The organism is Saccharomonospora iraqiensis subsp. paurometabolica YIM 90007, from assembly GCF_000231035.2.
Taxonomy (GTDB): Bacteria; Actinomycetota; Actinomycetes; order Mycobacteriales; family Pseudonocardiaceae; genus Saccharomonospora; species Saccharomonospora paurometabolica.
Map to the genome: position 1 here is coordinate 82,575 of NZ_KI912236.1, position 3,382 is coordinate 85,956.

Annotated in this window: 4 protein-coding genes; all 4 read right to left on the reverse strand. The window is 74.1% G+C overall.

Annotated features, from left to right (window positions below):
• Window positions 1–862 (reverse strand): sulfite exporter TauE/SafE family protein (locus SACPADRAFT_RS27320; protein ID WP_007027010.1); only part of this gene is annotated, 862 nt, incomplete at its 3' end.
• A 14-nt stretch (window positions 863–876) separates the two neighbouring features.
• Complete coding sequence (gene purB / locus SACPADRAFT_RS0212020; RefSeq protein WP_007027009.1) at window positions 877–2,307, reverse strand: adenylosuccinate lyase; 1,431 nt, start codon at window positions 2,305–2,307, stop codon at window positions 877–879.
• 113 nt (window positions 2,308–2,420) lie between these two features.
• The gene (locus SACPADRAFT_RS32780) at window positions 2,421–3,020 is read right to left on the reverse strand and encodes a TetR/AcrR family transcriptional regulator (protein ID WP_007027008.1); all 600 of its coding nucleotides are present in this window, start codon (window positions 3,018–3,020) and stop codon (window positions 2,421–2,423) included.
• Between the two features lie 94 nt (window positions 3,021–3,114).
• Window positions 3,115–3,382 (reverse strand): hypothetical protein (locus SACPADRAFT_RS32785; RefSeq protein ID WP_007027007.1); only part of this gene is annotated, 268 nt, incomplete at its 5' end.

Consider the following 3,382-nt stretch of genomic DNA (forward strand, 5'->3'; position numbering starts at 1 on the left):
CCGCCCGCTCCGCCCTCGCCGACCGCACCGCGGCCGTGAACGCGGTCCCGACCAGCGCGAGCACCGCGATGTGGACCACCGCCACCACGGGCCCCGGGGCGCGCAGGACGTCGAGCAGCGGCCGGGCGTTGGCGAGCACGATCAGACCACCCGCGGCGGTCCCGAGCAGCCGGGGCGGGATCCGGCGCACCAGCACGGCACCGATCGGGGCGGCCAGCATCCCGCCCACCAGCAGACCCAGCACCACGGCGAAGTTCATGCCGTGCAGGGACAGCGCCGCGAGAAAGGCCAGGCTCGCCGCGACCGTCACCACGAACTCGGCCGCCTGCACCGAGCCGACGACCTTGCGGGGCTCCAACCGCCCGCTCGACAGCAGCGTCGTGGTGGCCACCGGGCCCCACCCGCCGCCACCGGCGGCGTCGACGAACCCCGCGACCAGACCGAGCGGGGCGAGGAACCGGGCGCCGGGGCGCCGTTCGGTGATCAGCCTGCCCAGGCGGAGGAACGCGAACCGCACCAGCACGTACAGCCCGAGCAGGGAGAGGATCACGGTGATCCAGCCCGTCGCGAGCCCGACCGGCAGCGCCACCAGCACCACCGCCCCGACCACCGCGCCCACGGCACCCGGACCGGCGAGGATCCCGACCGTGCGCCAGTCGACGTTGGCCAGCCGCCAGTGCGACACGCCGGAGGCCAGTGACGTGCCGACCTGCGCGAAGTGCGCCGAGGCCGACGCGAGGGCGGGGGCGGTGCCGAGCGCGACCAACGCGGTGGTCGACGTCAGGCCGTACCCCATGCCCAGCGTGCCGGAGACGAACTGGGCACCGAACCCGGCCAGCGCGACCAGCAGCAGCGTGGCCATACCGCGGGCCGCCGCTAGAGGATCGGGGCGGGCGTGTAGGCCGCGGCGTCCGGGAACCGGCGCACGATCCCGGCCACCCGGCCCGCCACGGCCTCCACCTGGTCGGCCGCGGTGCCGGTGAACGACAACCGGTCGTCGAGCAGCGCGGTCAGGTCGTCCACCCCCAGCGGGATGCGCTCGTCGGCGGCGAGGCGTTCGACGAGGTCGTTGTCGGCCTGCCCCCGTTCCCGCATGTCCAGCGCCACCGCCACGGCGTGCTCGCGGATCGCCTCGTGGGCGGTCTCCCGGCCGACACCCGCGCGCACCGCCGCCATCAGCACCTTGGTGGTCGCCAGGAACGGCAGGTAGCGGGCCAGCTCCCGGTCCACGACGGCGGGGAAGGCGCCGAACTCGTCCAGCACGGTCACGAACGTCTCCAGCAGGCCGTCCAGGGCGAAGAAGGCGTCCGGCAGCGCGACCCGGCGCACCACCGAGTCGGACACGTCCCCCTCGTTCCACTGGTCGCCCGCCAGTTCGCCGACCATCGACAGGTGCCCCCGGAGCACCACGGCGAGCCCGTTCACCCGCTCGCACGAGCGCGTGTTCATCTTGTGCGGCATCGCGGACGACCCGACCTGCCCCGGGCGGAATCCCTCGGTCACCAGCTCGTGCCCGGCCATCAGCCGGATCGTGGTGGCCAGACTGGACGGTGCCGCGGCCACCTGCACGAGGGTGGAGACCACGTCGAAGTCGAGCGAACGCGGATACACCTGCCCGACGCTGGTCAGGACCTCGTCGAAGCCGAGATGGTCGGCCACCCGGCGTTCCAGTTCGGCCAGCCGCGAGGCGTCGCCGAGCAGATCGAGCATGTCCTGCGCGGTGCCGACCGGTCCCTTGATCCCGCGCAGCGGGTAGCGGGCGACCAGCTCCTCCAGCCGTGTGAACGCCACCAGCAGTTCGTCGGCGGCCGTGGCGAACCGCTTGCCCAGCGTGGTGGCCTGCGCGGCCACGTTGTGCGAACGGCCCGCGAGCACGAGCCCCCCGTGCTCGGTGGCCAGGGCGGCCAACCGGGACAGCACCGCCACCACCCGGTCCCGGACCAGCTCCAACGCGGCCCGCGCCTGCAGCTGCTCGACGTTCTCGGTGAGGTCCCGGGAGGTCATCCCCATGTGCACGTGCTCGTGCCCGGCCAGCGCGTTGAACTCCTCGATCCGCGCCTTCACGTCGTGCCTGCTCACCCGCTCGCGAGCGGCGATCGAGTCGAGGTCGACGGTGTCCCGGACCCGCCGGTAGTCCTCCAGCACGCCGTCGGGCACCGCGATGCCCAGGTCACGCTGGGCGGCGAGCACGGCGATCCACAGGTCCCGTTCGAGGCGGATCTTGTGTTCGGGGGAGAACAACCGCACCAGCTCGGCGGAGGCGTAGCGGGCGGCGAGCACGTTCGGGATTCGGGGCTTGTCCGTCACGTGCTCAGGCTAGCCAGGGGCCGGTCCGCGTACGCCCCGCAGGGTGGGCACCGGCCGGGTCGGGCTCCCCCTGCACCGGACCCCGTCCACACCGGAAGGACCGTCCGTACCGGTCACCCCGGGGCGGCGTCGGAACCGCCCAGGACCTCGCGCAACACGCGTGCCGCGGCGGCGCGGGGGTCCGGGTCGACCTCGATCAGCGCGTTGACGACGGCGCCGTCCACCAGGGCGATGATGCGTTCGAGCCGGTCGGGGTCGACGTCGAACCCGGACCGCGTGAGGCTCTCGGTCAGCAACTCCCGCAGCTGGACCGCCAGCGTGCGCATCAGCGGCCGCAGGTACGGCCGCCGCCCGGTAGTGACCAGCCGTTCGTAACGCAGCACCACGGCCTCGTGCTGGGGATCGGTCCCGAGCAGCTGGTCGAGCACCAGCTCGACCACGGTGTCCACGTTGCGCTGTTCGGTACCGAGACGGGCGAGCCGCTCGCGGCCCCTGGCCAGGTCGCGGCGGCCGACGTGCTCGGTGGCGGCGTACACGAGGTCGTCGAGCGAGTCGAAGTAGTAGGTGGTCGAGGCCAACGGCAGTCCGGCCCGTTCGGCGACCGCGCGGTGGCGGACCGCACCGAAACCGCCCTCCACCAGCAGCTCGGCGGCCGCGGCGACGAGAGCGGCGCGCCGACGCTCACCCTTCGGCGTACTCGCTGCGGAGGTCATGTCCGGGGAGTCTGCCACCCGGTACCGCGCGCGACGTCGCCTCGTCCGATCCGCTCTCCGTGTCGGGTCCGGTGTCCGGGCACCGCACGGCCGTTCACCGGGTCGCCGACTCCGCCACCGCCTCCGCGAGAGCGTCGAGGCGCGGACCGGCGTCCGCCCCCCGGTCACCACCGTGGCCGGTGGGGGTGCGCAGGACGACCACGCGCGTCCCGTCCCCGGTGCGGTGCTCGGCGACGTCGGTCCCCGCCGACCGCTCCGGCAGCCGGATCCCGTCGTCGGGTGGCACCAGCACCGCCGAGACGATCGCGTCGCCGACCCGGTACGCGGCGGAGCGCACCCCCGCCGCACAGTCGACCCCCGGG